This window comes from Streptomyces sp. NBC_00878 (genome assembly GCF_026341515.1).
Taxonomy (GTDB): domain Bacteria; phylum Actinomycetota; class Actinomycetes; order Streptomycetales; family Streptomycetaceae; genus Streptomyces.
In genome coordinates, this window is record NZ_JAPEOK010000001.1 from 4,844,679 (window position 1) to 4,870,803 (window position 26,125).

The following is a 26,125-nucleotide window of genomic DNA, read 5'->3' on the forward strand; positions in this document are numbered from 1 at the left end:
GAGGCCGTCCAGGCCGACAGCGGGGGCCTGGGGGCGGCAGCCCCCAGCAAGGCCCACACGAGCACCGCCCACACCAGCAAGGCCCACACCAGCGAGCCTCACCACAAAGGCACCGCATACCCTTACCCCCATGACAGCCCGCGCAGCGACCCCCGTGGGGACGGTCACGCGCGGCACCACCAACCCGAACCGCCTCCGCCGCATGGACCGCTGGATCGCGGCCACCCACGGCACCGAACTCCGCAGGTCGGACACCCCCGTGGCCGTCGACCTCGGATACGGCGCGGCCCCCTGGACGGCGGTGGAGCTGCTCCAACGCCTCCGTACCGTCGCTCCACGCGCGCGCGTGGTGGGCGTGGAGATCGACCCGGCCCGGGTCGCGTCCGCCAAGCCGTGCGAACGCGAGGGGCTGGCCTTCCGGCACGGCGGCTTCGAGATCCCCCTGCCGGAACGGCCCGCCCTGATCCGCGCGGCGAACGTACTGCGGCAGTACGAGGAGGCGGAGGTCGCCGCGGTCTGGGCGCGGCTGTGCGCCCGCCTCGCTCCGGCGTGCGCCGACTCGCGGGGCGGGCTCCTCGTCGAGGGCACGTGTGACGAGATCGGCCGCCGGCACGTGTGGGTCGCGCTCGGCCCCGAGGGCCCGCGGACGGTCACGTTCGCCACCCGCCTCGGCTCCCTGGACCGCCCGTCCGACCTGGCCGAACGCCTCCCCAAGGCACTGATCCACCGCAATGTCCCGGGCGAACCGGTGCACGCCTTCCTCCGCGATTTCGACCGCGCGTGGGCAGCCGCGGCGCCGTACGCCTCGTACGGCGCCCGACAGCGCTGGATCCGGGCCGTACGAGATCTGGCGGCGGACTGGCCGGTCACGGACGGGGCGGCGCGCTGGCGGCAGGGCGAAGTGACCGTGCGCTGGGAGGCGTTGGCGCCCGCCTCGTAAGATCCGCACCTCTCTCACGGGGGCGGGCGGCGGCGGAAGCGATCTCGGTGTGACATGACGGGAACGATCTCGATGAGTCGTTCGTCACACTGGCGGGGAACGTGCGGGAGATCATCGTCGAGTGGGCAGTGAGGGGTGGGGAACGGGTGGGTGTAGGCAGTGGAGTTCCTGCCCACCTCTGTCACTTTGCGCGTCGACATGGCACGATCCCCGAGGCCTTCGTAAGTTACTGACGGTAAATCAACTTGGGGGTTCGTCCATGGGATCCGGCAAGCGGAGCCTGACCACTACGGCCATGGCCCTGGCCTGCGCGGCAACCATCCTGTCCGCGCCGGGAGTGGCGTTCGCGGCCCCGACGCCCACGCCCACTCCCACGCCGACCCCGAGCGCAACGCCCCCGAGCACCAAGGACCTTGAAGCGGTCCGCATCAAGCTGGACACGCTCTACCACGACGCGGCGGTCGCCACGGACGCGTACAACCTCGCGGAGGAGCGGACCGAGCAGCAGTCGGCGCAGATCGTCGGGCTGGCCCGCGAGATCGTCGAGGGGCAGGCGCGGCTTGACCGGCTGAAGGACCGCGCGGGCGCCGCGGCCCGGGCCCAGTACCGCAGCGGCGGACTGCCGGACGAGGCCCAGTTGATGCTCAGCGACGACCCGCAGGAGTTCCTGGACGGCGCGGGCCGGATCCGCGAGGGCGCGCAGGCGACCAAGGGCCTGCTCGCCGAAATGAAGCGCACCCAGGACGACTTGGAGCAGTACGCGCGCGACGCGGCGGCCCAGTGGAAGAAGCTGGAGGCCAACCGCGAGGCGAAGGCCAAGGCCAAGAAGAAGATCAAGGAGCAGATCGCCGCCGCGAAGAAGGTCGAATCACAGCTGGAGAAGGAAGAGAAGCGGCGCCTGGCGAAGCTGGAGCAGCAGGCGGCGTACAAGGCACAGTCGGCCTGGCTGAGCTCCGTCGCCCTCGACAAGATCAGCGGCGAGGCGTCGGCCCAGGGCGAGAAGGCCGTGGAGTACGCGACGAAGCAGATCGGCAAGGCGTACGAATGGGGCGCCGAGGGGCCCGACACGTTCGACTGCTCGGGCCTGACCTCGCAGGCGTGGGCGGCCGCCGGGCAGGGCATTCCGCGCACCTCCCAGGAGCAGTGGAAGCAGCTCGACCACATCGCCGTCGAGGACATGCGCCCCGGCGACCTCATCATCTACAACTCCGACGCCAGCCACGTCGCGATGTACATAGGCGACGGCGCGATCGTGCACTCCCCCCGTCCGGGACGGACGGTGACGATCGCGGGGGCGGGATCGATGCCGATACTCGGCGTCGTACGCCCCAATCAGTGACGCCCGACATGTGGCGGTTCACCGTATTGATGCCGTCAGTGGCGTGACGTGTCGCACGTGATGGGCGGCACTTTCCGGCCAGTCGCGCAACCTCGGTGGCGTGATGTACGTCATCCCGGACAAGCTGCGTCCTGCCCAATTGTGGTAGGGGATGCGGCATATGACGGTGGCCGCTTTCGGTGTGCCGGGCCTTCCGCCATTCCTTTGTGGCGGCGGCTGACGCTATGGTCCCCGTCGGTGGGTCGAGACCCCTCGGCCCACCATGCCCTCGGGGGGAGGGAAGGAACCAAGACGATGCCCGCACCCGTACCGCGGCAGAGAGCGATCCCCGCCGTGGAAGGTGGTCAGGCTCGCGCCGCGTCTTCAACCGGCGGTCCGGCTCAGGCCGCGCCCGCACCCGGCGCCCTGCCCGGCCAGGCGCCGCCCTCGACGAGCCGTGACACCGGCGTCGGCACCGGTGTAGACGCCGACCGTGGAAGCGACGCCCACCACAACGGCGTCCACGACGACGGCGTCCACGACGGCACAGCCCACGCCCACGTGAGCGGTGCCGCGCACGGCAATGCCCACAACGGCATGGCCCCGCTGACGCTGCTCGTGATCGAGGACGACCCGGCCGGCTCGCTGAACGTGCCCTCGCTCCTGGACTCGGGCGGCAAACCGATCCGTATCCGTACCGCCCGCAACCTCACCGAGGCCGAGCGGCTGCTGACCGACGACGTCCAGTGCATCCTGCTCGACCTCGCGCTGACGGCCGGCGGCCGACCGGTCGCCGGGGCCGAGGCGGACGACGAGCTGGCCATGCTCAAACACGTACTGCGGCTCGCGCCGCGGCACGCCGTCCTGGCGCTCACCGCGTCCGAGGACGCCGAGCGCGGCGCCGAGGCGGTACGCGTCGGCGCCCAGGACTACCTCTTCCGCGACGAGCTGGACGGCCGCCTGCTGAGCCGCGCGATCCGCTACGCGGTGGAGCGAAAGCGTTCCGACACGGCCGAGCGACGGCTCACCGAGTCCAAGCTGCGCGCGCAGGAGAACGCGCGTCTTGAGCGCGGCCTGCTGCCCACGCCTCTCCTGGAGGGTTCGTCGCTGCGGTTCGCCGCGCGCTACCGGCCCGGCCGTTCGCGCGCGCTGCTCGGCGGCGACTTCTACGACACGGTCCGCACCCCCGACGGCACCGTGCACGCCATGATCGGCGACGTCTGCGGTCACGGCCCCGACGAGGCGGCGCTCGGCGTGGAGCTGCGGATCGCCTGGCGCGCGCTGACGCTGGCGGGCCTGTGCGGCGACGAACTGCTCTCCACGCTCCAGCAGGTCCTGGAGCACGAGCGCGACAACGACGAGATCTTCGCGACGCTCTGCACGGTGGACATCGCCCCGGACGGCCGCCGCGCGGGCCTGTGCCTGGCCGGCCACCCGGCCCCGCTCATCTCGCGCCCGGCCCTGGCCCCCGCCCGCTCGCGCGCGGTCATCGGCACGGACGACGTCGGGACCCCTCCCCTTCTCCCTCCGGTGGCCGAGCTGCTCCCGTACGAGAACGGCGGCCCGGCGCTGGGCCTGCTGCCGAACGCCCGCTGGCCGCGCCGGCAGGTGGAGCTGGGCGGCGAGTGGAGTCTGATGCTCTACACGGACGGCCTGATAGAGGGCCGGACCGGCGAGGGCCGGGAGCGGCTGGGCCAGGACGGGATGGTGGACATGGTCCGCCGCCAGCTCGCGCAGGGACTGCGCGGCGAGGACCTGCTGCGAGCGGCGGTGAACGAGGCGCGGGACCTCAATGGCGGGGAGCTGACGGACGACGTGGCGGTACTGCTGCTGGACCGAGTGGCTTAGCAGCGACGCGCCCGCGCTCGTGCTCCGCTGGGTGCCGCCGTTTCCTGGCTGCCGGCCGTCCGTGGCTGGTCGCGCAGTTCCCCGCGCCCCCAAGAAGCCCGCGCCCCTAAGAAGGGGGCGCGAGTGTGCCGGGGCCGGAAAGGAGAGCTCAGCGTCCGCCGTTGTACGGCCCGTACGGACCGTCGCTGCTGCTTCCGCCTCGGCGGCCGCCTCCGCCGCCGCCCGAAACCTGCCTGATGGCGGGCCGGACGTCCACGAAGAAGACGATCGTGGCGATGAGTCCGGCGATCTGCAGGAAGACCATCGGCACCAGCAGGTTCACGGCCACCGTGACGCCGAGGATGATCAGCCAGAACATCTTGGTCTGCTTGTTCGCGGCGCGATACGCGTCCTCGCGGGCCAGGCCGGCCATCACCAGCGCCACCACCGCGAGCACCAGCATGCCGAGGAAGATCAGCGACATGAAGCCGCCGAACGCGGTCAACAGCACTTGGCCCACCTACCCGATTCGAGTCCTCGTCCCTACGCGGTCACCGTACCCGCAGAACGGGTCGGGGACTCCGGTAGTGCCCGGAGTCCCCGACCCGTTCGCGTGACACCTGCCGCCTCTGACCCGGCGGCGCCACGCCTGCTTCGCCTACTTCGCCTACTTCGCGGGCGGCGTCGTCTTCTTCGCGGTGGTCTTACGGGCGGCCGGGGCCTTCTTGGCCGCGGTCTTCTTCGCCGGGGCGGGCTCGGCCTTGGCCTCGGCGGGCGTCTCGGCCTTGACCTCGACGGGCTCCGACTTCGGCTTCGGCTTCGGCTCGACGGCGACGGCCAGTTCCTCGATCTCCTCGGCGGCCTCGCCGCGCCAGGTCTTCACGGTCTGCTCACCGTGCTCGGCGACCTTCTCGTACGTCTCGCGCGCCTTCACGGCGTACTCGGCGGCCACGCCGACACCGCGGAGGGCGAAGTCCTGAGCCGTCTCACCGATCTTCTTCAGGTCGGTGTCCAGGGTGCCGATGAACTCGCTCACCTTGGTCTGAATGGTCTCCTGCGCCTCCTTGGCGCGGGCGGTGGCCTTCCCCTGAACCTCGTTCGGGTCGATGCCGCGTACGGCGTCGATACGGGCCGGCGCCTCGACACGCAGCTGCTCGACGATGCCGGGTACCTTCTTGGCCTGCTGAATGGCCAGGTCGGCGGTGCCGGCGGCGAAGTAGAGCGGGGTCGGGTCGCTGAAGGTCTTGCGCAGGTCGTCGGTGATGGCCATGGCGATGGTCCTCCGGGAATCGCTATCAGTTGAAGCGTGAGGGTTTTGAGTACTTTGAGGGTTTTGTCGTTCGTTACTCCGCGGCCGGCCGAGCCATACCGTCAGCCCGCGGAGGACTGCTGCTGGTCGTGAGGGTCGTTCGTGTCATGCGGGCGGTGCGGGTCATGCGGGTCGTTCTCCCCGGCATCGCTGCCGTCACCCGCACGAACCCTGTCAACGACGGCGCCCGGACCATCCGTCACGCCTGTTGCGCCAGTCGTGGCGGTCACGTCCCCGACCGCCTTGATCTCGGCCTCGATGTCGATCTCGAACCCGTTCTCCTTGCGGAAGGACTCGTAGATCTGGAGCAGCACCTGCTTCTGCCGCTCGTTGAGCGTCGGGTCGGCGAGGATGACCGCACGCGTCTCCACCTCGTCCCGGTCACGCTCGGCGTCGAGGATCCCGGCACGGACGTACAGCGTCTCGGCGGAGATCCGCAGGGCCTTGGCGACCTGCTGCAACACCTCCGCGCTCGGCTTGCGCAGCCCGCGCTCGATCTGGCTCAGATACGGATTGGACACCCCGGCGGCGTCGGCGAGCTGCCGCAGGCTCAGATGCGCGTTGCGCCGCTGCTCCCGCAGGTACTCCCCGAGATTGCCGACGTTGAGTGATGCCATGCCTCCACCCTGCCCGCTCGCGCTAACTATTGCAAGCACCTGCTTGCAAAAGTGCGCTACGCCACTGCGGGTGAGTGCTTGAGACTGAGCACGATAGGTGTCGTATTTGCAGGGCAACTGTCGTGCCACCATTGCCGGTCAGCTGTCTGCCTTGATCTTCTTCATGGTGAGGTGGGATTCGAGGCACCGTACGCCGGTCAAGCCGCTCAACTTGCCTGTGAGGAAGGCTTCACAGGCGGCGTGGTCGCCGACGGCGACGCGAAGGAAGTAGTCGGGGCGGCCGTACATGCGTCGGCACTCGATGACCTCGTCGAAGGCGGCCACGGCGGACTCGAACTCCTCGAAGCTCTTGCGGTCCTGGGAGTAGATCTCGACGTCGATTAGGCCCTCGAGGCCGCGGCCGAGGGCTTCCGGGTCGAGGACGCCTGCCTGCGCGGCTCAAACGCCTGGAAGAGGCCGACGTCATCGCCGGGTACCGGGCTCGTTGAGGGTTCTGCGCGCCGAGTGAACCGTTGCCTATCCGCCTGACGGAAGCGTCGATCAAGGCCACTGCGTGTACGAACGGGGACCGCAGTGGGCTGTCCGCGTCCTCGATGACCAGCAGCTGTCCGGTCTCTGTGATGTCCGGGCAGTCTCGGAGATCTCCGGGCAGGTGAGCTGATGTCTCAGTCATCTCCGGGTACGTCGCTGTGACTGTGTCCACGGTCGTCGTGGCTGGTAGGCGTCGTTCCGGAGGCCTGGATGGATGCGTGTGAGGTGTCGGCGGAGGACGTCGATCTGGAGTACGTCAACGCGGGCGGGGTCCGTGAGCGCGGGGCGCTGGAGTGTCTGTGGTCGGTCCGGTTCGAGTCGGTACGGCCCGAGCGCCGGTTGCCGGCTTTCCGAGGGCGGGGCAACCGGTACGGCTGGTGCTGGTCAGCGACGTGTGGCGGGCATGTGGGCTACGAGTCGTGGCTGGACCGCGATCGCCTGATGCTGCTCGACTGCGACCCGCTAGTGCGTTGGCCACGAACGTTCGCCGGGTCTGGTGATACGCCGGTCGATGTCCGGGGTGCCTGGGTCTGTCAGTCTCACTCTCGATAGCGACGTGGTTGTCGTGGGGAGTGAGGTCATGCATGGCAGAGCCGGTCAGAGCACGGCGGTTGACTGATCAAGAGGGCCAGAGACTGCAGCAGATCGTCCGGCGGGGCCGCCATGAGTCCGTACGGGTCCGTCGGGCACTGATCATCATGGCGTCGGCGTCGGGCACTCCCGTGGCGGCGATCGCACGGCTGGCCGCCGCGCACGAGGACACCGTCCGGGACGTGATCCATGCGTTCAACGAGAAGGGCCTGGCCGCGCTGGACCCTCGGTGGGCGGGAGGCCGTCCCCGCCTGATCAGCGATGACGAACGCGAGTTCATCATCGCGACGGCCAGGACCCGCCCAGTCACGCTGGGACGCCCGTTCACGCACTGGAGCCTTCGCAAGCTCACCGAGTACCTGGCCCGCAACCGGGTCCGGACGGTGAAGGTCGGCCGGGAACGACTGCGGCAGATCCTGCGCGAGCACGGGATCTCGTTTCAGCGGACCCGCACCTGGAAGGAGTCCAGGGATCCCGACAAGGACGCCAAACTCGACCGCATCGAGCACGTGACCAGCCGTTTCCTGGACCGGTGCTTCGCGTTCGACCAGTTCGGTCCGCTGTCGATCCGGCCCTGCCACGGCTCCGGCTGGGCCGGGGAGAAGAAACCGGACCGGCTGCCGGCCACCTATCACCGCACTCACGGTATCCGGTACTTCCACGGCTGCTATTCCCTCGGCGATGACCAGTTGTGGGGCGTGACCCGCCGCCGCAAAGGCGGTGACCACAGCCTCTCGGCGCTGAAGTCGATCCGGGCCGCCCGCCCCGACGGCGCCCCCGTCTACGTGATCATGGACAATTTGTCGGCGAACAAGACCCCGGCCATCCGGACCTGGGCCAGGAAGAACAAGGTCGAGTTGTGCCTGACGCCGACGAGCGCGTCGTGGGCCAACCCGATCGAGGCTCAGTTCGGGCCCCTGCGCAACTTCGTCATGGGCAACTCCAACCACCCCAACCACACCGTCCTGTCCTGGAAGCTTCAGGACTACCTGCGCTGGCGCAACGCCAACGCCCGTCACCCCGACGTCCTGGCCGCCCAGCGCCGCGAACGCGCCAAGGTCCGCAGCGAACGCCAGCAACGCTGGGGCCGACCACGACCCAAAGCCGCCTGATCAAACCCGGCGAACGTTCGTGGCCAACGCACTAGTAGGGCTTGGTCAGATTCGTATCGGTGTGGGCATGTTGCGGTGGCAGGTGGGGCAGGCACCGGTCCAGAGGGCGAGGAGTGTCTGTAGCTCGCGGACGACTTGGTAGAGGCTCAGGCCGGTGCTGGGTCTTTTGGGGCCCGGGCCAGTCGTTGCAGGGTGCAGAAGGCGTGCGCGACGGAGACGAGGGTGACGTGGTGGTGCCAGCCGCCCCAGGTCCGGCCCTCGAAGTGGGCAAGTCCCAGGGCCTGCTTCATCTCCCGGTAGTCGTGCTCGATGCGCCAGCGGAGTTTGGCGAGGCGGACCAGCGTGGTCAGAGGCATGCCGGAGGGCAGGTCGGACAGCCAGAACTGCACCGGCTCGTTCTCACCGGCGGGCCATTCGGCCAGCAGCCAGCACACGGGCAGTTCCGGGCCGTCGGTGGCCTGGCGGACCTCGCGTCCGGCAGGCCGGATGCGCAAGGCCACGAAGCGGGAGTACATCCGCTTACGGCCAAAGCGGCCGGTGCCGGGCCGGGAGCCCTCTCGCCACTGCACCGGCCGGGCAGCCTTCCGGCCCGCCGCGATGACCAGCTCCTTCACCGACCGCGGCTTGTCGGGATACTTGGCCAGCGGCGGGCGTCCCGTCCCGCAGTACGGCCCGGCCACCGGCACCGCGTCGGCGGGCTGGGCCGACAGTGTGGTGGAGATCCCCACCACGTAGTTCAGGCCGCGGGCCTGCAGTCCGTGCCGGAACGCGGCAGCGTCGCCGTATCCGGCGTCCGCGACGGCCAGCGGCACCTCGATCCCCCACGAGCGGGTCTCGTCGAGCATGTCCAGGGCCAGCTGCCACTTCTCCACATGCCCGACATCGTCCGGGATGCCGCAGGCGGTGCGGCGGGCGACCTTGTCCGCATCGGCCTCCGGTGAGGCGGGATCCCATGTCCGGGGCAGGAACAGCCGCCAGTTGACCGCCGCCGAGGCGTGGTCGGACGCGAGGTGGAGTGAGACGCCGACCTGGCAGTTGGTGACCTTGCCCGCGGTGCCGGTGTACTGCCGCGACACGCATGCCGAGGCCATCCCGTCCTTGAGGAACCCGGTGTCGTCGAAGATGAGGGCCTTGGGCCCGATCGTCTCCTCCATCCGCCAGGCGAGCTGGGCCCGGATGTGCGCCGGGTCCCAGGGGCTGGTGGTGATGAAGTTGGCCAGTGCCTGACGATTGCCGTCCTCCCCGAGCCGGGCGGCCATCGGCTCGACCGACTTACGCTGCCCGTCGGTCAGCAGCCCCCGCACATAAACCTGCCCCCACCGGCGCTGATCCTTGCGCGCGAACGGCTCGAACACCTCCGCCGCGAACGTCTCCAACTCACCACGCACCACAGCAATCTCGTCCGGAGTCACACACTCTCAACGCCACACCGGGCCCGCAGGACACGCACCACAACAACCGACCTGACCAAGCCCTACTAGTGCGTTGGCCACGAACGTTCGCCGGGTTTGATCAGGCGGCTTTGGGTCGTGGTCGGCCCCAGCGTTGCTGGCGTTCGCTGCGGACCTTGGCGCGTTCGCGGCGCTGGGCGGCCAGGACGTCGGGGTGACGGGCGTTGGCGTTGCGCCAGCGCAGGTAGTCCTGAAGCTTCCAGGACAGGACGGTGTGGTTGGGGTGGTTGGAGTTGCCCATGACGAAGTTGCGCAGGGGCCCGAACTGAGCCTCGATCGGGTTGGCCCACGACGCGCTCGTCGGCGTCAGGCACAACTCGACCTTGTTCTTCCTGGCCCAGGTCCGGATGGCCGGGGTCTTGTTCGCCGACAAATTGTCCATGATCACGTAGACGGGGGCGCCGTCGGGGCGGGCGGCCCGGATCGACTTCAGCGCCGAGAGGCTGTGGTCACCGCCTTTGCGGCGGCGGGTCACGCCCCACAACTGGTCATCGCCGAGGGAATAGCAGCCGTGGAAGTACCGGATACCGTGAGTGCGGTGATAGGTGGCCGGCAGCCGGTCCGGTTTCTTCTCCCCGGCCCAGCCGGAGCCGTGGCAGGGCCGGATCGACAGCGGACCGAACTGGTCGAACGCGAAGCACCGGTCCAGGAAACGGCTGGTCACGTGCTCGATGCGGTCGAGTTTGGCGTCCTTGTCGGGATCCCTGGACTCCTTCCAGGTGCGGGTCCGCTGAAACGAGATCCCGTGCTCGCGCAGGATCTGCCGCAGTCGTTCCCGGCCGACCTTCACCGTCCGGACCCGGTTGCGGGCCAGGTACTCGGTGAGCTTGCGAAGGCTCCAGTGCGTGAACGGGCGTCCCAGCGTGACTGGGCGGGTCCTGGCCGTCGCGATGATGAACTCGCGTTCGTCATCGCTGATCAGGCGGGGACGGCCTCCCGCCCACCGAGGGTCCAGCGCGGCCAGGCCCTTCTCGTTGAACGCATGGATCACGTCCCGGACGGTGTCCTCGTGCGCGGCGGCCAGCCGTGCGATCGCCGCCACGGGAGTGCCCGACGCCGACGCCATGATGATCAGTGCCCGACGGACCCGTACGGACTCATGGCGGCCCCGCCGGACGATCTGCTGCAGTCTCTGGCCCTCTTGATCAGTCAACCGCCGTGCTCTGACCGGCTCTGCCATGCATGACCTCACTCCCCACGACAACCACGTCGCTATCGAGAGTGAGACTGACAGACCCAGGCACCCCGGACATCGACCGGCGTATCACCAGACCCGGCGAACGTTCGTGGCCAACGCACTAGCCCACAGGCTCGGCACGACACCCGCAGAGGTCTCCGTCCGCACCGGCCTGGTACCCCGCACCCGCCCGGGCCTGCCCACCCGGCTGCCGCTGGGGCTCCTGTACCACCTAGATGAATGAGTCCAAGGGATGGCCTGCGGACATGAGACGAGGGCGTCCAATGTCAGTGTGTGAAGACAGACCTGGACACCCTCGCAACGGCACTCTATGCCCGGATCGACGACGAGTTGAAGGCTTCGCCGTGGCTGGCCCCGTACCGGCCCGCCGTCGGGATCGCGCCCACGCTCAGTGACGCCGAACTGGTCACCCTCGCAGTCACGTCGGCGCTGCTCGGTTACACCTCCGAGCGGCGCTGGCTGCGCCGCGTCGGGCGGGACTTCGGCCACCTCTTCCCCTACGTGCCCCAGCAGTCCGGCTACAACAAGCGGCTGCGTGCCGCGTCCTCGCTGCTCACCAGCATGATCCGGATCCTGGCCCGGGACACCTCGCTGTGGAGCGACGATGTGTGGCTGGTCGACTCCACCCCGGTCGGCTGCGGCTGCTCCCGCGAGACGGCGAAACGCTCGGACCTGGCAGGCTGGGCCGAGTACGGTTACTGCGCGTCGCACTCACGGTACTTCTGGGGGCTGCGGCTGCACCTGGTGTGCACACTCGGCGGGCTGCCGGTCCTGTTCGCCCTCACCGGCGCGAAGGCCGACGAGCGCGAGACGCTGCGCGACATGCTCGACACCGCACCCGATGCCGCAGCCGCCCGCCCCGGCCAGACGATCATCGGGGACAAGAACTACTACGGCCGCGAGTTCGAGCATGATCTTGCCGAGCGTCACCTTCAGTTGCTGCGGCCGGCCCGCAAGGGAGAGGCCGAGCGGGCCGGGTCACACCTGTTCAAGCCCCTGCGGCAGGTCATCGAGTCGGTCAACCAGACCCTCAAGGGACAGCTCGACCTGGAACGACACGGCGGCAAGAGCCCGGCGGGGGTAGCGGCCCGCGTCCTGTGCCGGATCCTCGCGCTCACCGCCGCGATCTGGCACAACGACAAGACCGGACAACCGATCAAGCGATCACTGACCGCCTACGATCACTGACCGCAACGACACCCCTCGGACTCATTCATCTAGACGACGAACACATAGCAGGCTTCGCCCGAGCCACCCGCCTGGCGCCCGGCGAGGTCAGCGGCATGCTCCTCGCCCCGCTCGGAGAGCGATACGGGCCACTGAACCCCGCCTTCACGCCACGCACTACCCCAACGCGGATGATCTACGACAACCCGTGGGTGCTGACCCGCTCCTCGCGCTACTGCCCCTTCTGCCTCACCGGGCACGGCGATGCGATCCAGGACCGCCACGGAGGCGCATGGCAGCGGCTGTGGCGTCTACCCGTGATTTTCCTCTGTCTCCGGCACCGACGACTCCTGTCGCACCGATGCACCAGGTGCGGAACACTCGCGCAATTCGTCCGCACGGCAAACAGCATTGCGCGCCTGTCCGACGACTCGCTCCACCCAACACAGTGCCGCTTCACCGCACGATCGGCCTCGCACCGGCAGCCCACGGGGGCCTGTGGAGCCGACCTTGCCCGGCCAGATATCTCGCCCGGGCCTGATCCCGTCACCATGAACGTGCTGCTCCACGTCCAGCGCGAACTGGGGCACCTACTCGCGGCAGGAGGGCCAGCGACCACCATGAGCGCCGGGGCACCGGTCCCCGTTGCCCACTACTTCGCCGACCTGAGAGCTATCGTTGCCATGATCTTCCGGTCCTGGCCGGAAGCCCGCCCCTACGCCAGCACCCCCGTGCTGGTCGCCGCGCTCGACGCGGAACATGCCGCCCGCGCCGCGCAGGCTGAGCCCCTGCTAAACAGCGCAGGCAAGAAGAAGACCTCCAAGCCCTACACCGTGCCGCCCGACGACTCCCTGGTCACGGGCGCGGTCCTGGACATCGCGGCGCAATTCCTTGGAACCCCGGACCGGCACGAAGCACGAGAGCGCCTGGCCCCGTTGGTGCTGCGCCTACGTGCCGCCGACCGGGCACTCAGTACCTATTTGCGGCGCCCAGGCTGGATCTCGAAGCAGTTGCGGTCTGCCGTCGAGGACGAGTGGAAAGGTGCCAGTCGCCGAAGTAAGCCGTCGACATCCTCGCCCGCGTCCAGTCCAGCCGAGCCAAGGACTACGTGGCCGACTTCAACATGGCCCTGGCCCCCTGGCGGCGCGAGCCGGCTGTCCGCGACTCCATCCACCGCACACGCCAAGAACTCGGCGTCGCCGCCTGAAGCACCACCGTGCCTCGGCGGCGCACCGTGACAGCGGAGCCCCCCTCGCCGAGGCTGGCCGGCAGGACGACCAGGCCGCTCGGATCGACCGGGAGCTTCGGCTTCGCACCTCAGGCCCCTTCTGCCCGTCGGATGAGATAAAGGGCAGACGGCCTGAATCGGGGCAAAGCGTCTGTGTTGTGGGCAGGGGCCGGACGGTAGGGTGAGAGCCGTTCTGTAGCGGATTCCGCGGCGCCGCAGTGCAGGTAGGGGAGGGTCGGCGTGGCTCTGGAGCCGAGCGTGCTCGAAAGCCGGTTCACGGACCTGGCTCTGGCGTCAGCCAATTTCGGATTCCTGCTTCCCCACGAACCGCTTCTTGTTCTTCACGGCGCATCCTGTGAGGCCCGCGCGGCTATCGCGCCCGCTGAAGCAGTGGTGGCGGCACGCCAGTTCGGTGAGGTTCTCGCCGCTGAGCTCGGCCACCGGGCCAGGGTGCGCCTGCCTACGGGCGATCAGCAGGCCCGTCTGGACCTCCTGTCCCGAGCCGGGATGCTTCCCGGGCCGGTTCTGGACGCGTTCAACGACCTTCACCGCCTCGACGGCGGCGCGCATGATGAGCGGGAGGTGGCCGCGCATCTGGTCGGGCGCTGCTTCGCGCTGGCCGTTTGGCTCTTCCGCGCCCTGACCGGCGACCCGGAACCGATGACCTTCGTCCACGCCTCAGCATCCGATCTGCAGGTTCTGGCGCAGCGGGTCGCTGCGCTGGAAGAGGACCTGCCCCGCCTGCGCCGCGAATTCGACCAGCGCGTCGCTCCCGCGCCCCTGGCGGTCGCCGAACGTGAACAGCTGATCGTCAGCGCACGCGATGCCGCCTATGAACCGCTGCGCGAAGCCGATATTTCCGCGGAAGTGCAGCGCAGGCTCGCCAAGGCGGGATGGGACGTCCTCGGCGCTGGCGAGGAGTCTCAGCTCAACCGCTCCCTGGGCTGCGTTCTGGTGCCCCGCCTGGGCGGAGGACTCCGCGCCGACATGCTGCTGACGGTCGGCGGACAGGTGGTCGGGATCGTCGAGTGCAAGCGGGACGGCATCGATCTCGCCGAGGCCATGGAGCAGACGGGCGCACTGGCGAAGGCCCCGGAGGGCTCCCTGCCGTGGCCTGTGTGGCGCTCGCCGCTGCCGTACCGGTATGTGAGCGATGGCCGCCGTCTTCTGTTCTGCGACGCAAATGACCCCGAATCCCACGCGCGCCTAGTCAGCGGCTTCCATCAGCCTCGCACGCTGGCCCGCTGGCAGCGCGAAGCGGAGGCGGACGGTGTGGCGCCGACCTACCGGGCCCGCCAGGCCGCCTACCTGCAGCTGCAGGACGAGGGGTTCGACCAGCTGCGCATTGCCCAGCGCGGGGCGGTGCGGGCCATCGAGCAGGCCCTCGCGGCCGGTCAGCGGCGCGCACTGGTGCAGATGGCCACCGGCTCCGGGGCGAGCTTCACCGGGGTATTCACCGCCTACCGGCAGCTCCACTACGCGCGCGCGGGCCGGATCCTGTTCGTGACCGACCGCAAGCTCACCGTGCACCAACTGATCGCTCAGCTGCGCCAGTTCAGCATGCCGGACGGAGGGCGCCCTCTCGATGACGTGTACCACGTCCAGGAACTGACCGCGCACGGCCTGGCCCCGTCGGCTTCCGTGGCCGTGGCCACGGTGCAGCGTCTGTCGGCCATGCTCGCCGGCACGCCAGCACCCGAGGACGGATCCGAGAGCGTGGCGGCGTACGAGACCGCCGAACGGCAGGCGCATTCCGATGCCACGCCCCTGGAAGTGTCCTACTGCGAGGCGCTGCCGCCCGACGCGTTCGATCTCATCATCGTCGACGACTGCCACCGCGCGCTGTACGGACAGCGACGTGCCCTTCTTGAATACTTCGACGCTCCCGTCGTCGGATTCAGCGCGACGCCGACCGCTACCGTGCTGGGATTCTTCAAGGGCAACCTGGTCGAGTCCTACAGCTATGAACAGGCCGTCGCCGACGGCGTCGCCGTGGACTACTCCGTCTACCAGATCCAGGTCGACGGCGACCGGCAGCCGGCGTTTGCCACCCCCGTCGACGCGGTCGGTGTGCAAGCCCGCAGCTCGCGCCGCGCCCGTTACGAGGACCTGGACGAGGAGCTGGCCTTCACCGTAGGGCAGGGTCCGGCAAGGGCTGTCCCCTCTGAGCGCCTGGCCAAGGTGGTGACGGCTTTCCGTAACGCGCTGCCGACCCTGTTCCCCGGCCGAATGCAGCACGGCGGCGGGCTCCTCGCGGTTCCCAAGACCGTGGTGCTGGCGCAGGACGGACTGCATGCGGACGAGGTCGTGGAGCGCGTCCGCGACGTGTTCGGCGCCGGGGACGTCTTCTGCCGGCGGATCACGCCGCGCGACGCTTATGCGGCGGAGCTGCTGCGGGAGTTCCGCACGACACCGCAGTTCCGGATCGCGGTCGTGACGGATCTGATCTCTGGGAACAGTGACATGCGGGTGATGGAGTGCCTGCTGATCCTGCGCGAGGTGCGCTCCGCCGCCTACTACGAGCAGCTGCTGGCCATGGGAACGCAGACCATCTCGTCCGCGGAGTTGCGCGCCGTCACCCCGGGAGCGGATGCCAAGGCGCAGCTCGTGGTCGTCGACGCGGCGGGCGCTTCGCGTCACCTCCAGCCGCTGGTGAACGTGACGGATGCATCCGGGCAGAGGGGACGGGCCGCCTTGGAGCGCCTGCTGCACCGAGCCACTGACGGCCGGGCGACGCCGCAGGAGACAGCCGAACTCGCCATCCGGCTCGCCCGGCTTATCCCCGCGCTCAGTGACGCCGACGGCGCCGAGATCCGCAAGCTGGCGGGCCGGCCTCTGCAGGAGCTGGTGACCCGTCTCCTCGACTCGGTCGACTCGGATCACCTGGCATCGCTGCGCCGGGCGGGAGGCAAGAGAGCCGTCGAGGACGAGCGGCGGGAGGCCCTCTACCCGCTCACCGAGGACCTCCAACTCCAAGAGGTGCTGCTCGACCTGTACGACCGGCCGGCCCTTGCTCGGGGAACGACATCCGGCAGCCGGGGTCGCCGCCAAGACAAGACAGTGGGCCGGCGTCTGGCCGAGTTCGTCGAGCGGTCCGGACCCTTTAACTCCGCCCAGCTGTGGTGGATCGAGAAGATCGCGGATGTGGTGGCCACCGAGACGCGCTTCGACCCGGCGTATCTCGACAGCATCCCCTTCTCGGCGCGCGGCGGCACGGACGGCTTCCTTGACGCCTTCGGGCCCGACGCCGCGATCGACCTCCTGGACGAACTGCGCAGGGCCCTAGCGTGATGAATGAGGTGCCTGCCGGCTGGAGGATCGTCCGGCTGGCCGACGTGCTGAGTGAACCGTTGGTCAACGGCCGGTCCCCGCGCCCCGGCGAGGGCGGATTGCCCGTACTGCGCATGCCGGCGCTGCGGGCAGTCACCGTGGACTTCACCCAGTCCAAGAGCAGCAACCCGCGGGACAACGGCCACGCGATACTGCTGGCCGACCACGGGGATGTGCTGGTCGGCCGGGTCAACGGCTCACATTCCTTGGTCGGCGAGGGCGCGCTGGTGGACGGCCCCCCGGCCCCGACGGCCATCCCTGACACCATGATCCGAGTACGCGTACGCCCCGATGTCCTCGATCCGCGCTACCTCGCACACCTGTGGAAGTCGCCGGTCATGCGGCGCCAGATCGAGGCACGCGCCCGCCAGGGCGGCGCAGCGATCTGGCGGATCAACCAGCGTGATCTGGCCGCCGTCCTGCTGCCGCTGCCCCCTGTGGGGGAACAGCGCCGGATCGTCGGCCTGTTGGAGGACCACCTCGCCCGCATCGACGCCACCACGATCCGCGCCCACAGCGCTCTCGACCAGGCCGACGTCCTTAGCCGCGCCCTGACCGCGCGGGCAGGGCGCGGCGCTCTCACCGATACCGCTCGGGTTCCCGCGGACCTGCCCCGGGTTGCCGGCGCAGGGGACGGGACACTGCCCGACCTGCCCGAACGCTGGCGGTGGACCCGCCTGCACGATGTCGCCGAGGTCACCCGCGGTATCACCCCACCCGGCACGCAGGAGTGGAATCCCGCCGATACGGACGTCTCCTGCCTGCGAGTCGCCAACGTGCAGCGCGGCCGCCTGGACCTGAACGACGTCCGCACGATCCGGCTGCTCCCGTCACGGGCCGAGGCAGCCCGACTGCGGGCGGGTGATGTGCTGCTGACCGGCGGCGGATCGATCGACAGTCTGGGCCGCGGCTGGATCTGGGAGGACCAGCTGCCCCACTGCGTCCCCCACAGCCACGTCTTCCGTGTCCGGATCACCACCCATCAGCTCCACCCCGTCCTGCTGGCCTGGCACGCCAACGGCCTCGGCCGCCAGTGGTGCCACCGCAACGCCACCCAGAGTGCGGGGCTGGCATCCATCAGCCTGGCCAGGATCCGGCTCATGCCGGTGCCGGTTGCTCCCGTAGACGAGCAGCACCATCTGGTCGCGGTGGTCCAGGCACACACCGCGGCCCTGAACGCGGCCTGCGCTGCAGCCGAACGCGCTCTCGAGGTGGCCGGACGGCTACGGCGTAACCTCCTGGAACGCGCCTTCACCGGTCACCTGTCCCCTCCGCTCTCCCCGTCCGGGCGACAGGAGTATGTGCTGTGAACCCCACCGTCTCCTCCCGCCCCGGACACGACCAGGCCCTGGTGGACCGGCTGTGGAACTACGCCAACGTGCTGCGCGACAACGGCACCTCGGGCCTGGAGCTCATCGAGCAGCTCTCCAGCCTGATCGTCCTCAAGCGCGCCCATGAACAACGCCAACGCCCCCTCAACGGGCAGGACATCCTCGGCTTCGACGCATGGGAGCAGCTCACCTCGACCGAGCGCGACTACCTCATCCCGGCGTACGAGCAGATCCTGGGCCAGCTCGCCGCCCGGCCCGGAACGCTCGGGCTGCTCTTCCGGCGGGCACAAAACCGCATCCCGGACCCTGCCCTCCTGCACCGCTTGATCGTCGACGTGGTGGACCGCTACCAGTGGTCCTCAGCCGACATCGGCGCTGTCTTCGAGGCGCTGCTGGCCCGCATGAGCACAGACACGAAGACCGGCGCCGGCCAGTACTTCACGCCCCGGCCGCTGATCGAGGCGATCGTGCAGTGCATGCAGCCCGGCATCGACGACACGGTCTCCGACCCGGCCTGCGGCACCGGTGGTTTCCTGATCAAAGCCTTCGACTACATGGTCGACCACTTTCCTTCAGGTGTCACCGCGGCTCAGCGCAAGCGGCTCGGCCAGGGGGCCTTCTTCGGCACCGAACTCGTCGACGCCACCGCGCGGCTGGCCACGACGAACCTCGTCCTGCACGGCGTCACCCGGGCCGACGAGACCCACCCGTGCATCACCGTCGGGGACGCGCTGGCCCGCCCACCGGCGCGGCGGGCGACGCTGGTGCTCACCAACCCTCCGTTCGGGCGCCGCTCCACCAGCGAGGAGCCCTACCGGGAGGACTTCTGGACCCTCACCACCAGCCGGCAGCTCAACTTCCTCCAGCACATCCACAGCCTGCTGGAGACCGACGGCCGCGCCGCTGTCGTGGTGCCCGACAGTGTGCTGTTCGAAGGCGGGCCGGGTGAGTTGATCCGGCAGCGACTGCTGTCCGCGTGCGACGTCCACACCCTGCTGCGGCTTCCCACGGGCATCTTCTACGCGGGCGGTCTCAAGGCCAGCGTCCTGTTCTTCGACAAGCCCGAACCGCGCCCCGATGGCAGCCCGTCCACGACACGGTTGTGGGTGTACGACCTGCGCTCCCCGCACACGACGACGGCCAAGCCCATGACACCAGCCGGTCCCGACTACAGCGACTTCGTGTCCGCCTACCGGCCCGGCCGACCCCGCAGCGAACGAGTCGAGATTCCCCGCTTTCGCTCCTTCGCCGTCCAGGACCTGCTCGCCCGGCCCGGCGTCAACCTGGACGTTCACGTCGCCGAACCCCCGCCCGGGCCCTTCGCACTGGAAGAGCCCGAGGCCGACCTGTACCGCATGGCCCAGGAGATCACCGCTGAACTGGGCGCCGCCCTGGCCGAGTTCGCCTCCCTGACTGAAGCACTGCGCCCCTACGGTGTGCACGCGGACGGCCCGGATCGTGAGGCGGAGCGGTGACGGCGACCAGGAGCACCTTGACCGGGGGGATGCCGTGCGGCTGCTGCGACTGAGACTTCCCTCCTACCGGGGCCTGCGTCACTTCGAGCTGGACCTCACCGGCGCCCTCGATGGCGGCCATGCCATTGCCACCCTGATCGGCCCCAACGGCGGCGGAAAGTCCCGGGCCCTGCACGCGCTCGCCGAGATCTTCGGCGCCCTGCACCGGCCGGGCCGCCGTGCGGCCTTCGCCTTCGAACTCGACTACGAGGTCCACGACAGGACGGTCCGGGTCGTTCAGACCTCCCCCGACACCTCACCCGAGCTGACCGTGGACACCTCCCTGGGCCGGCCGATACGCGCGGCCCGCGCAGTGTGGACGCAGCATCTGCCCGATCACGTCTTCGGCTACCAGGCGCACGCCCAGGCTCCCTGGACCAGCGAGTTCGACCAGCACCGCCGCTTCGCCGCCCGCCGCGTCGGCCAATGGCGCCGGCAGTGGATGACGGACTTCGACCAGTGGCGCGCACACCACGCCCCGAACGAAGGCGAGCTGTGGACCGAGCAGCTCACCCTGCCCATCAACTGCCCCCTGTACACACCGGTGTTCCTGTGTACGCCCGCGCATCTGCCGCTGCTGCTCCTCGCGCAGACCACTCACTGGGCCGACTCGTTCGGCACCTACCTGCGCCGCCATTCCTACCTGCAGCGGGTGGCCTCCGCGGTCCTGCGGATCCGAGCGCCACGCACCGCACGCGCCCCGCACCTGGCTGCCCTCCCGTACTGGGGCCTGGGCGGGCCTGCCCGCACCCTGTTCGCGGCCGCCGCCGAATCGGGGCGGTTCGGTCTCATCCCCGACGCAGACCCGGTGGACGGGGCCGGTAGCCCGGCCGACGGGTTCCAGATTGTCCTGGGCACCGCGGAGGACGTCCGCGCCTTCCGTAACCTCTTCGACAGTGACCTGTCGATGTTCGGCCTGCTGGCCACCCTGCTGGATGCCGGCTACCTCACCGTCGACGTCCGCCTGGACAAACCCGGCGCGCTCACCGTCGGCCTGGACGATCTGAGCTCGGGGGAGCAGCAGCTCCTGACCATTTTGGGCCTGCTGAGACTACAGCGGGCGCATGAGTCGCTGTTCCTTCTGGATGAACCCGACTCCCACTTCCACCCCGAGTGGAGCCGACGCTGGTACTCCTCCGTGCGCAGCGTGCTGGGACCGCATCAGCACTCGCAGTTCCTCACCGCCACCCACGAACCGCTCCTGGTGTCCAACATGACCCGCGAGCAGATCCGCGTCGTCACCACCGACGCGGAGGGCCAGGCCAGCGCGGTGATACCCCGGGCCAACCCGCGCGGACAAGGCGCCGGCGGCCTGCTGACCACCGACCTGTTCGGCCTGCCCACCCAACTCGATGAGCACACCCAGGAACTGATCGACCGCCAGTACGCGCTGCTTCCCGAGGCGGCTGGCGACCCGGTCAAACAGGCTGCACTGCGCGATGTCACCGCCCAGCTGGAGACCATGGACTTTCCCAACTCCGACCGTGATCCGCTCGTGGCGGCCTTCCTCGCCGAGCTCCACCGCAGACGCCTCGCGCTCCTCGAGGCCGCCCACGGCCCCAATCCGCCCTCGCCCGAACGACTGCAGGCCTTGGTCGCCGAGCTGTTCCACGAGCGCTTCTCGTCGGTGATCTGACGCCGATGAGACACGTCAACATGCAAGGGCTCACCGCCCCGCCGGCCTGGGCAGCCAAGGCCAAACGCACCCTCGACGCGGTCAGGGCCGCCGTCGCTGCCGGCACGGAGCGTGAATTCAATTCGCACTGGGCCGAGGACGCCGTACGCGACTTGCTCCTCGGTCTCGTCGGCGTCAAGTGCTGGTACTGCGAGACCCTCATCGTGCGCGCGGACATCACCGTCGACCACTTCCGGCCGAAATCCGAAGTACTCGACGTGCCTGGCCACCCGGGCTACTGGTGGCTGGCTTACGAGGTGTCGAACTACCGCATCGCCTGCAAGCATTGCAACAGCGGCGGAGCCCGCTACAACGGTGTCCGGGAAGGCCGCGCCAAGGGCAGCCAGTTCCCGCTCATAGGCGGAACCCGCGCCCGCACATCAGTCGACGACCTGAACAACGAACAGCCGCTGCTCCTGGACCCGGCTCGCCCCAGCGACCCCGACCTGCTCGGCTTCGACTTCGCTGGCTACGCCCGGCGCAGCAGCACCCCTTACTCGCCGGCCGAAACGAACCGCGGTCTGTGCCGCGCCGACGAAACCATACGGATTCTGGCGCTCAACGACTCCCACCTCGTCCCGCTCCGCGGCCGCCTCATGCGGGAGGTCACCGTACTCGCCCGCTACGGGGACAAGACCGACATCCAGCAGCTGATCGACGACAAGGTGGGACCCAAGGCGCCCTACAGTTCGGCAGCCTCCATGGCCCTGGCCCTGCAGCGCGCCGTCGACCAGCCGGCCGCCGCGCCCGCCCCGGCCGCAACGACGGCCGGCGCCGCGCCCACCATCGACCCGGCACGCTCCCGAGTCGACCTGCACGACCTGCTGCAACATCTGGACCCGGACGACCTGAAGGCCGGTATCACCCTCACCGGCCGGCACGAGAAGAAGGTCCACCGGGCAGTCCTGAACCACGAGGGCCAGATCGACGTCGGGGGCCGCCCCTGGCGCACCCCGACCACCGCCGCCCGAGTCGCCACCGGCAGCAACAAGATCGACGGCTGGGATTTCTGGTGGCTGACCATCGCCGGGGTGGGGCAGACCCTCGCTGAGTTCCGCGCCACGCACCACCCGCCCACCGCACCGACGTGAGACACGGGTACGGCGGTGAGGACGATGACGCGGTCCGGCCGGTATCTACGCTCTGTCCGGTAGCCGGCGTGGCTCAGCAGTGCTGGCAGGTGACGGGCCTTGTCACCGCTTGCGCGGCTTGCGGCCCTGCTGGCGGCGGGTGCGCTTCGGAGGACGGGCACCGTCCAATGCCACAAATGCGGCGGTCAGCAGTCCGGAGGACGCGGCGGTGTGGAAATGCTCCGCGAAGGCCTGCGGCGAAGCGAACGCGGGGCGCCGCTCGGCAGGTTCCTGGAGCATGAACCCGAACCCGTAGAGCACCAGGACGCGTTTGCTGGTGGCGGCCGCCTGAAGCCAGCGCGGCGGCAGGCTGGTCTGGGCGCGGGCCCAGACGGTCCCCTTCTGGTCGCGCAGTTCCATGCGGTTGCCGCGCTGGTACAGCCGCCAGTCAAGAAGGGCGGGGATGGACATGGCCTCGGGGATGATGCGTCGAAAGCCTGCGCCGCTGATGCGGTGGACCTGGTACTCCATGGCGGGCGCCCCGGTCAGGGGCATGGCGGTGAGCATGTAACGCGGCTCCATCAGCACGATCGGTGTCCTGGGGGGCCGCTCGCCGTCCTTGCTGTCACCGTCGGTGTGTGGATTACGGATGATGCCGACCGACTGGAATGGGGGCTGGCCGCTGAGGGTGCAATGGACATCGGCCAGCGCCGCCTCGGCGGTCTGGCGGAGGTAGGTGCTCTGCTCGGGGAGCATGCGCTCCAGGTCGAAAACCTCCTCGCCCCTGGCGTGAACATGGTCGTGGATCTGCTTGCTGGTTATGGTCTTGACCCGTTCCAGCAGGGCCCGAAACACCTGCTCCCACGGCGCGGCCGCATCGATGCCGCCGGCATCGAAGCACTGGTCGCGGAGTTCGACGATCAGAGTGACGAAGTCGTCCGTGTCATGGTGCGCGGCGGCGTCGACCGCCTTGAGGAGCGTGAACCGGGCCCGCTCGTGCTCGCGCAGTGCGGCATCGAGATGCTCGATGCCGCACTCCGTCAGCACCCGGCGCAGGAGCGCTGCGGCGGTCTCGTCGGTGGACTCGATCCACACCAGGGCGCAGGCGAGACCGACGTTGTGGACGAAGTCCTGGACGGAGGAGCGATACAGCGACCGCGGTCCGGTGTAGGGGAGGAACGTCTCGAACTCCGCTTCGGCCTCCTGCCAGCGGCGCTGGTAGACGAGCGCCTCGATGAGGTGGCGTGTGACCTCCGCGGCGTGGAAGGAGCGTGCGTGGCTGTGATGGGTGTGGGGAAGCTGGCTGCGGGCGAGGTGCTCGACGCCCTGCAGATCGCCGTCGCCGAACAGGTGGGCGACCTGTTCGGCCTCGAGCCGCTCGGCGACCGCCGCGGTCTTCGGCAGCCGGTCGGCCAGCGTGGTGAACGCTTCGAGCGCGGGGCGCAGGCGCGGATCGTCGGGGTGGGTGCTGGCAAGGTTGCGCAGGACGATGAGCGCCTGCGTGGCCAGGAGCGCCGCGGCCGGCTCGCCATCCGGTTCACCAGGCAGCTGCTCGATGTACTCCACCAGCGGCGACAGCAGATTCACGGCCTGCTCCACCGGATCGGAGGTGTCATGGTGCGCGTACATCTGGGCCAGTGAGATGCGGGTCTGCGCGATTAGCAGCGTGTTGGGGTCGGCCAGGTCCTGAAGCCATTCCAGTTCCAGGTGCAGCAGCCGCATCGCCTGGTCCAGCTGCCCCTGGATGTACTCGAATCCGGCGAGGTTGCCGATCAGGAGCGCGGTGTCGTTGTCCTTGACCTCGCTGGCTTGGATATGGCTCGCCAGGGCCGCCGCGTGCGGGGCGATCTCCCAGGCCAGGTCGCCGTCGCCGAATTCGAGGGCCGCGCCCAGCCAGCGCGCGGTGTGGAAGGCGCTGCGTGAGAGCGCCGTTTCCACCTGGCCTCCCTGGGTGAGGCGCTGGCGCAGCAGATGCTGCAGGACGGTGTTCATCGACACGGTGTCGTCGCTGTCGGCGAACCCAGAGATGCGGGAGGTGAGCGGCTCGTCGTAGCGGACGAAGGACACCTGGATCAGTGCCCGGATGATCTCCCGTACCGGCACGGTGGTTTCGTCCAGAACGACGGCTTCCTTGCCTGCGGGCACGATGCCCGGCGGGATGAGCGCGCAGGCCATCGCCAGGTGCACCGGAATGCGCTGGGCGGCGAAGTTGCACAGGAATCCGAGGACTTCGTGTACCTGGTTCGGTAACTCGCCGTCGTCGGCGGTGTTGTGGGCCAGGCGTTCCAGGCTCAGTTCGACGGTGGCGGCCAGGGTCCGCGGATAGCCGGAGGGTTTGGATCTCTTGTCGGCCAGGGCCCGATCGAGCAGAAGGGTACGGAATTGCTTCAGACGCTCGACAGGGATCCGGCAGGTACGCATGTATCCGCAGGCCAGCTCGATGGCCAGGGGCCATCCCTCCAGTGTTTCGGCCAGAGCGTCCAGGTCTTCCCGCCAGGTGGCCGTCGCCTTCTCGTCCAGGTCGAGGCGGCGGGTGAGGAGTTCCACGGCCTGGGCGTGGTCCATCCGGGACAGGACGACGCAGGGCATGGCGTGCCAGCCGGCGCTGTCGATGGACGTGAACAACACATCGCCGCGGCCCAGCCGAGGGATCCACGCATCGACGTCGGCTGGGGCGGCGTCGTCGAAGACGAGCAGCCAGCGTCCGGGCAGCGCCGCGAGCAGTTCGTGGACTTGTTCGCGAAGGTAGGGCGTGCTCGCGGAGGCCGGGCTGTCGTGCGTGTGCCCGTTCAGGTGCCCCCAGATGCGCCTAAAGGAGCCGGCCAGGGCCTCATCGGTGGCCGCCTCAGCCCACAGGACGAGGTCGTAGCGGTCGGCGTGTGCGGCGACGTACGCGGCGGCCGTGCTCGATTTCCCGATCCCCGACAGTCCGGACAGAACACAGGAGTTGACCGACCGATCGCGCGGGTCGGCCGGGGCCAGGGCCTTGGTGATATCTGCGAGCAGGCCCGGCCGGGGGATGTCGGGCACGGGCGCGAGCGGGCCGAACACACTGCCCCAGTCCTGGCGTCCCAACGCGCGCACCAGCACGTCGTCCTCCACCAGCGCGGCGTCGGTGAAGTCGGCGATGGTCCAGTACGCCTGGTGGGGGTCGGACGCGCGACGCATGATCTCGGCGACCAGGTGCCCCGTGATCAGCCCCGCCGAGCGGCTGCCGAGACCGGCACGATGGTGGGCCCTGCGCTCTCGCAGTCGCTCGTGCAGGTTGTGGCGAATGTCCTCCACGTCCCGGGCGTCGACTACTACCCGGGCGCGGGCGAGGCGTTCCAGGTCCTGCTCGGACAGGGCCGTCAGGCGGGCCGTGGCGGAGGAGGCCCGCTGCAGCAGCTGCGCCAGCTGCGACCTGAGCTGACCGGGGTCGGCGGGCGGGGCGTTGAGGATCGTGGCCAGAGTCCGGCAGTTGCGGTCGGGCATTGCAGCTGTGATCAGCTCGTACCGTTCGGCCTCGACCTTGCAGACCAGCTCGGCAAGGATGGTGAACGCGTCCGGGGCGCTGACCTGTCGGCCCGGCGAAGCGCTCTTGACCTGTGCGGCGAGCAGACAGTCGCCTTCCCTGTCGACAAGGTCGAAGTCGACCACGTCGACCGCCGCGGTCGAGGTCGTGTCGGTGGGCCCCTCGATCCGGCAGCCGTGGATCCGTTCCTGATCCGATGCGGTCAACATCGCTTCGAGCGTGCGCAGGTACTGGTATTGAAACCCGCGGGCTGCTATCCGGCCGCCGTCCATCCGCACCATCGAACCCCCAGTTCGTCCAACGCCGCTCAGATCAAAGGAGGTTAGCGACTGCGTCTGACAATCACCCCTGTCGTCGCGGGCGCGCACAACGCGGCCGGTCGGCACAGGGTCCGACACCCCG

Annotated in this window: 19 protein-coding genes; 11 read left to right on the plus strand and 8 right to left on the minus strand. The window is 69.4% G+C overall.

Translation table 11 applies throughout. The annotated features are described in order from the left end of the window. Positions 1-130 precede the first annotated feature (130 nt). From OHA11_RS20440 to OHA11_RS20450, 3 genes are all read left to right on the plus strand, one after another. A complete protein-coding gene (locus OHA11_RS20440) occupies positions 131-940 on the plus strand; it encodes a class I SAM-dependent methyltransferase (RefSeq protein ID WP_266498393.1) in 810 nt (269 codons plus the stop codon). Positions 941-1,199: 259 nt separating this feature from the next. Beyond that, positions 1,200-2,279: an NlpC/P60 family protein gene (locus OHA11_RS20445; protein WP_266498394.1), complete on the plus strand. Its 1,080-nt coding sequence runs from the start codon at positions 1,200-1,202 to the stop codon at positions 2,277-2,279. A 294-nt stretch (positions 2,280-2,573) separates the two neighbouring features. After that, on the plus strand, positions 2,574-4,106 hold the full coding sequence (locus OHA11_RS20450; RefSeq protein ID WP_266498396.1) for a PP2C family protein-serine/threonine phosphatase: 1,533 nt from the start codon (positions 2,574-2,576) through the stop codon (positions 4,104-4,106). Between the two features lie 148 nt (positions 4,107-4,254). Here the strand turns inward: OHA11_RS20450 and OHA11_RS20455 are convergent, their stop codons facing one another. The 4 genes from OHA11_RS20455 to OHA11_RS20470 all read right to left on the minus strand — a co-directional run bounded on the left by OHA11_RS20455 (position 4,255) and on the right by OHA11_RS20470 (position 6,392). Further along, on the minus strand, positions 4,255-4,596 hold the full coding sequence (locus OHA11_RS20455) for a DUF2516 family protein (RefSeq protein ID WP_266498402.1): 342 nt from the start codon (positions 4,594-4,596) through the stop codon (positions 4,255-4,257). A 156-nt stretch (positions 4,597-4,752) separates the two neighbouring features. Beyond that, positions 4,753-5,355 carry a hypothetical protein gene (locus OHA11_RS20460; RefSeq protein WP_266498403.1) on the minus strand — a complete coding sequence of 201 codons (603 nt, stop codon included), beginning with the start codon at positions 5,353-5,355 and terminating at the stop codon, positions 4,753-4,755. A gap of 101 nt (positions 5,356-5,456) precedes the next feature. Then, on the minus strand, positions 5,457-6,011 hold the full coding sequence (locus OHA11_RS20465; protein WP_266498406.1) for a helix-turn-helix domain-containing protein: 555 nt from the start codon (positions 6,009-6,011) through the stop codon (positions 5,457-5,459). A gap of 138 nt (positions 6,012-6,149) precedes the next feature. Continuing rightward, positions 6,150-6,392, minus strand: a complete 243-nt coding sequence (locus OHA11_RS20470) for an Lrp/AsnC ligand binding domain-containing protein (protein ID WP_323186772.1) — start codon at positions 6,390-6,392, stop codon at positions 6,150-6,152. Positions 6,393-7,126: 734 nt separating this feature from the next. Here OHA11_RS20470 and OHA11_RS20475 point away from each other — a divergent pair. After that, positions 7,127-8,245 carry an IS630 family transposase gene (locus OHA11_RS20475; RefSeq protein ID WP_266493617.1) on the plus strand — a complete coding sequence of 373 codons (1,119 nt, stop codon included), beginning with the start codon at positions 7,127-7,129 and terminating at the stop codon, positions 8,243-8,245. 146 nt (positions 8,246-8,391) lie between these two features. On the opposite strand, the gene OHA11_RS20480 is transcribed toward OHA11_RS20475, so the two are convergent. After that, positions 8,392-9,657 (minus strand): IS701 family transposase, encoded by a 1,266-nt coding sequence (locus tag OHA11_RS20480; RefSeq protein ID WP_266493618.1) that lies wholly within the window; start codon positions 9,655-9,657, stop codon positions 8,392-8,394. 100 nt (positions 9,658-9,757) lie between these two features. Then, positions 9,758-10,876 (minus strand): IS630 family transposase, encoded by a 1,119-nt coding sequence (locus OHA11_RS20485; RefSeq protein WP_266493617.1) that lies wholly within the window; start codon positions 10,874-10,876, stop codon positions 9,758-9,760. A gap of 291 nt (positions 10,877-11,167) precedes the next feature. On the opposite strand from OHA11_RS20485, the gene OHA11_RS20490 reads away from it, so the two are divergent. Together OHA11_RS20490 and OHA11_RS20495 are read left to right on the plus strand one after the other, a co-directional pair. Then, a complete protein-coding gene (locus OHA11_RS20490) occupies positions 11,168-12,082 on the plus strand; it encodes an IS982 family transposase (RefSeq protein ID WP_266491913.1) in 915 nt (304 codons plus the stop codon). Beyond that, positions 11,992-13,299: a TniQ family protein gene (locus OHA11_RS20495; RefSeq protein WP_266498408.1), complete on the plus strand. Its 1,308-nt coding sequence runs from the start codon at positions 11,992-11,994 to the stop codon at positions 13,297-13,299. Before OHA11_RS20490 ends, OHA11_RS20495 begins: the two co-directional genes overlap by 91 nt. A gap of 284 nt (positions 13,300-13,583) precedes the next feature. On the opposite strand, the gene OHA11_RS20500 is transcribed toward OHA11_RS20495, so the two are convergent. Further along, on the minus strand, positions 13,584-13,883 hold the full coding sequence (locus OHA11_RS20500; RefSeq protein WP_266498410.1) for a hypothetical protein: 300 nt from the start codon (positions 13,881-13,883) through the stop codon (positions 13,584-13,586). On the opposite strand from OHA11_RS20500, the gene OHA11_RS20505 reads away from it, so the two are divergent. From OHA11_RS20505 to OHA11_RS20525, 5 genes are read left to right on the plus strand one after another with little or no spacing between them, the layout of a single operon-like run. Then, entirely contained in the window at positions 13,872-16,580 is a 2,709-nt protein-coding gene (locus OHA11_RS20505) for a DEAD/DEAH box helicase family protein (protein ID WP_266498411.1), read from the plus strand. The genes OHA11_RS20500 and OHA11_RS20505 overlap by 12 nt on opposite strands. Continuing rightward, the gene (locus tag OHA11_RS20510) at positions 16,580-17,929 is read left to right on the plus strand and encodes a hypothetical protein (RefSeq protein WP_266498413.1); all 1,350 of its coding nucleotides are present in this window, start codon (positions 16,580-16,582) and stop codon (positions 17,927-17,929) included. Before OHA11_RS20505 ends, OHA11_RS20510 begins: the two co-directional genes overlap by 1 nt. Next, the gene (locus tag OHA11_RS20515) at positions 17,926-19,425 is read left to right on the plus strand and encodes a class I SAM-dependent DNA methyltransferase (protein WP_266498415.1); all 1,500 of its coding nucleotides are present in this window, start codon (positions 17,926-17,928) and stop codon (positions 19,423-19,425) included. Before OHA11_RS20510 ends, OHA11_RS20515 begins: the two co-directional genes overlap by 4 nt. Continuing rightward, a complete protein-coding gene (locus tag OHA11_RS20520; protein ID WP_266498416.1) occupies positions 19,409-21,100 on the plus strand; it encodes an AAA family ATPase in 1,692 nt (563 codons plus the stop codon). Before OHA11_RS20515 ends, OHA11_RS20520 begins: the two co-directional genes overlap by 17 nt. A 5-nt stretch (positions 21,101-21,105) precedes the next feature. Further along, on the plus strand, positions 21,106-22,230 hold the full coding sequence (locus OHA11_RS20525; protein WP_266498419.1) for an HNH endonuclease: 1,125 nt from the start codon (positions 21,106-21,108) through the stop codon (positions 22,228-22,230). 102 nt (positions 22,231-22,332) lie between these two features. Here the strand turns inward: OHA11_RS20525 and OHA11_RS20530 are convergent, their stop codons facing one another. Continuing rightward, entirely contained in the window at positions 22,333-25,932 is a 3,600-nt protein-coding gene (locus tag OHA11_RS20530; RefSeq protein ID WP_266498421.1) for a hypothetical protein, read from the minus strand. Positions 25,933-26,125 lie beyond the last annotated feature (193 nt).